We start from the raw sequence: 3,763 nt of genomic DNA, 5'->3' as shown, positions 1-3,763 counted from the left end.
GCGACGGATTGGTCGTCGGCGCAACCCAATACGAATCCGGCCAGGACACCCAGGTCACCGTCGCCGGGGTACGAGACCTCATCGCCGACGCCGAACGACTCATGCCCAGCATCGGCGAGTACGAGCTGTACGAAACCGCTGCCGGACTGCGGCCGATGAGCCCGGACGGGCTGCCGCTGATCGGCAGGCTGTCTCCCCGGTTGATCGCCGCCACCGGACACGGCCGCAACGGCATCCTGCTCGCGCCCATCACAGCCGACGCCGTCGCCGCGCTGATCTCCGGCGAGACGCTGCCCGAGGCGAAAGCCGCCACACTCGAACGCTTCACACAGATCGAGAGGACACCATGACACAGGTCGCGATCGGTATCACCGTCAACGGCGAGGATCACCTGCTCGCCGAGGACATGACCATGCGTCGGCTGCTCGAATTCCTGGGCCTGCCCGAGAAGGGCATCGCTGTCGCAGTCGACGGAGCGGTGCTGCCCAAGAGTCGCTGGGACAGCACCAGCGTCGAAAAAGGTTGGGAAATCGACATTCTCACGGCGGTTCAGGGTGGTTGAGGCCATGACGGGTCTGACCATCGCAGGCCGCACCTTCACCTCCCGGCTCATCACCGGTACCGGGGGAGCGGCGAATCTCGCGGTACTCGAGGAAGCCTCGTGGCGTCGGGAACCGAACTGACCACCGTCGCGATGCGCCGCGTCGACGCCGCAGGTGGGACGGGAGTGCTGGATCTGCTGCGCCGGTTGAACATCGCCCCGTTGCCGAACACCGCAGGCTGCCGCGGTGCGGCGGAAGCAGTTCTCACCGCTCAACTCGGCCGTGAGGCGCTCGAGACCGACTGGGTGAAACTCGAAGTGATCGCCGACGAGCGAACCCTCCTGCCCGACGCCATCGAATTGGTCAAGGCCGCAGAACAACTCGTGGACGACGGCTTCCAGGTGCTGCCGTACACCACCGACGACCCGGTGCTGGCCAAGCGGCTCGAGGACATCGGCTGTGTGGCCGTCATGCCGCTCGGGTCACCCATCGGCACCGGCCTCGGCATCTCCAACCCCCACAACATCGAGATGATCGTCGACGCGGCATCGGTTCCGGTGATCCTCGACGCCGGCATCGGCACCGCCAGCGACGCCACCCTCGCGATGGAACTCGGCTGCGACGCGGTGCTGCTCGCCACCGCGGTGACCCGGGCGAAGGATCCGGCGCTGATGGCGTCGGCGATGCGGAACGCGGTGGCGGCGGGCTACCAGGCCCGACATGCCGGCCGTATCCCGAAACGATTCTGGGCGCAGGCCAGCTCGCCGATGTAACCGACTGCGTCGTCGGCGCAGCGTCGCCTGTGGTGCTGCGCATCTCGCAAACGCGCGCGCATTCGTGAAACGCGCGCGGAGTAGTGGTGATACGAGGGCGATTCCGCGCGCATCTGGCAAACGCGCGCGCGTTTGCGACCGCGCCTAGTTGGCCACCGGCGCGCCTAAGTGACCGCTCGCCGCCCCCTGCGACCGACTGTCTCAGGGTGTGTGTCATCCGAAAGGATGATGGAGAAGGCGACTGTGGGTCGATGTGCGGGCGCTGTCGATGGGGGACAGTTGTACCCATGATCGAAGTGACAGGACTGACCAAGCAATACGGCGCGGTGACGGCGGTCGACAACCTCACCTTCACCATCAAACCCGGCATCGTGACCGGCTTCCTGGGCCCCAACGGCGCAGGCAAGTCGACCACGATGCGGATGATCCTCGGCCTCGACCGCCCCACCAAGGGAACGGCGACCATCGAGGGCAAGAGCTACAGCCATCTCAAGCAGCCACTGCGTACCGTCGGCGCTTTGCTCGACGCCAAGTGGGTTCATCCGAACCGTTCGGCGCGTGCACATCTCGAGTGGATGGCGGCCTCCAACGGCATTCCGAAGTCGCGCGTCGACGAGGTGCTGCGTCTGGTGGGCCTGTCCGAGGTGGCCAAGAAGAATGCCGGTGGCTTCTCTCTCGGTATGTCGCAGCGGCTCGGCCTCGCCGGCGCGTTGCTCGGCGACCCCAAGGTGTTGCTGTTCGACGAGCCGGTCAACGGACTCGATCCCGAGGGCATCGTCTGGATCCGAAAGTTCATGCAGCGCTTGGCAGCCGAGGGCCGCACAGTGCTGGTCTCGAGCCACCTGCTCTCGGAGATGGCGCAGACCGCGGAACACCTCATCGTCATCGGACGCGGCAAACTGATCTCCGATTCCTCGGTGCAGGAATTCATCGACCATGCCTCCGAGGCATCGGTGCGCGTTCGCAGCCCGCAACTCGACGGTCTGCGCCAGGCGTTGACCACCGCCGGACTCACCGTGCGCGAGCCGGACAAGACCGATGAACTTCAGCCCTCGCTCGTGGTGCTGAACTCGACCACCGACGCGATCGGCGACATCGCCGGTCGATCCGGAATCACCCTGCACGAGTTGGCCTCTCAGCGAGGCTCGCTCGAGGAAGCATTCATGAAACTCACCGGAGACACAGTGCAATACCACGGCGCGGGAGCCGAAAACCCCAACACTCAGCAAGCGATGGGCGGTTCACTCTGATGGGCGTCTTGGCAGCAGAAAGAATCAAGTTCACCTCGACCAAGTCGCCGTGGTGGTGCAGCGCGATAGTGGTGGTGTTCGGCCTCGGTTTCGGAGCCATCCTCGGGTGGGCGGCCAAGACCGCCATCGGACCCGATGCGCCGGAAGGCCTGCCTCCGACGACTGCCTACGACGTCGTCGCCAGCGGTGTGGGCGGGCTGGGCATCATGGTGCTGATGATTCTGGCGGCACTGACCGTCACCAGCGAATACCGGTTCGGTCTGATCCGTACGACGTTCCAGTCGGTCACCAATCGGGCTTCGGTCCTCGGTGCGAAGGCTCTCATCGTCGGTGTGTACGGCGCGGTGCTGTCTCTCATCCTGGCGTTCGGTGCGCTGTTCCTGGCGAAGTCGATTGCAGGCGAGGAGGCCGGGGCGCTCCTCGGCTTCGATGTGGACGGTACGTGGCGTGTCGTCTACGGCGCGGCGATCCTGGCGTTCGTACAGATCGTTCTGGCAGTAGCAGTGGGTGCGCTCATTCGGCAGTCCGCCGGTGCCATCGCCGTGTTGCTGCTGTGGCCGCTGCTCATCGAGAACGTGATCGGCCTCATCCCGAAGGTGGGCGAGAAGATCCAGCCGTTCATGCCGTTCCTCAATGCCAATCACTTCCTCGGCTCCAGCGGCGGAATCGACTTCCATTGGGGTCCGATCGGTAGCCTGATCTACTTCGTCGTCTTCACCGCGGTGATCTTCGGGGCAGCCGTGTTCGTCGTCAATCGTCGGGACGCCTGACGCTGCTCGCCGGTAGGGTGTCCGCTATGCGGATTTCCTTGCTTGCAGGTAGCGCTGTCACTGTCTTGATTCTGGCCGGTTGCTCGTCCACCTCGGACGAGGAACGGCCAGAGTTTTCGCGACACCCGACGGGCCGGGGCTCTCTGCCGCGGTCACCGAGGAGGCGTTGGTGGGGCACCTCGAACAATTGGAAGCCATCGCCGCCGAGAACGACGGAAACCGCGCGGCCGGCACCGCCGGTTACGACGCGAGTGTCGATTATGTTGTCTCGCAACTCGAATCGGCCGGGTTCGAGGTCACCACCCCGGAATTCGAGTTCGAGACCTTCGAGGCGCAGACCCAAACTCTCTCGCTGGCGGGCACCGAGATCCCGGTGTTCGCGCTCAGTTACTCGCCGACCACCACAGCCGAGGGGATCACCGCACGCG

General features: G+C 65.1%; 4 protein-coding genes and 2 pseudogenes. All 6 read left to right on the top strand.

Translation table 11 applies throughout. The features are described 5' to 3' along the window. Nucleotides 1–350: FAD-dependent oxidoreductase (locus RHBS_RS25505; protein WP_128646803.1), on the top strand; the 350-nt coding region annotated here is incomplete at its 5' end. Beyond that, nucleotides 347–562 (top strand): sulfur carrier protein ThiS, encoded by a 216-nt coding sequence (thiS, locus tag RHBS_RS25500; RefSeq protein ID WP_121872238.1) that lies wholly within the window; start codon nt 347–349, stop codon nt 560–562. The genes RHBS_RS25505 and thiS, both read left to right, overlap by 4 nt. A gap of 4 nt (nt 563–566) precedes the next feature. Next, nucleotides 567–1,315, top strand: a pseudogene (locus RHBS_RS25495) (thiazole synthase). Nucleotides 1,316–1,602: 287 nt separating this feature from the next. After that, nucleotides 1,603–2,565 (top strand): ABC transporter ATP-binding protein, encoded by a 963-nt coding sequence (locus RHBS_RS25490; RefSeq protein WP_121872239.1) that lies wholly within the window; start codon nt 1,603–1,605, stop codon nt 2,563–2,565. Next, a complete protein-coding gene (locus tag RHBS_RS25485) occupies nt 2,565–3,335 on the top strand; it encodes an ABC transporter permease (RefSeq protein WP_121872240.1) in 771 nt (256 codons plus the stop codon). Before RHBS_RS25490 ends, RHBS_RS25485 begins: the two co-directional genes overlap by 1 nt. Nucleotides 3,336–3,414: 79 nt before the next feature. Next, nucleotides 3,415–3,763 (top strand): annotated as a pseudogene (locus RHBS_RS25480) (amidohydrolase); the annotation flags it as partial.

It is taken from the genome of Rhodococcus sp. BS-15 (assembly GCF_000813105.1).
GTDB lineage: Bacteria > Actinomycetota > Actinomycetes > Mycobacteriales > Mycobacteriaceae > Rhodococcoides.
The sequence above is the reverse complement of the archived record's forward strand: the minus strand, read 5'-3'. Positions and strand labels throughout refer to the sequence as shown.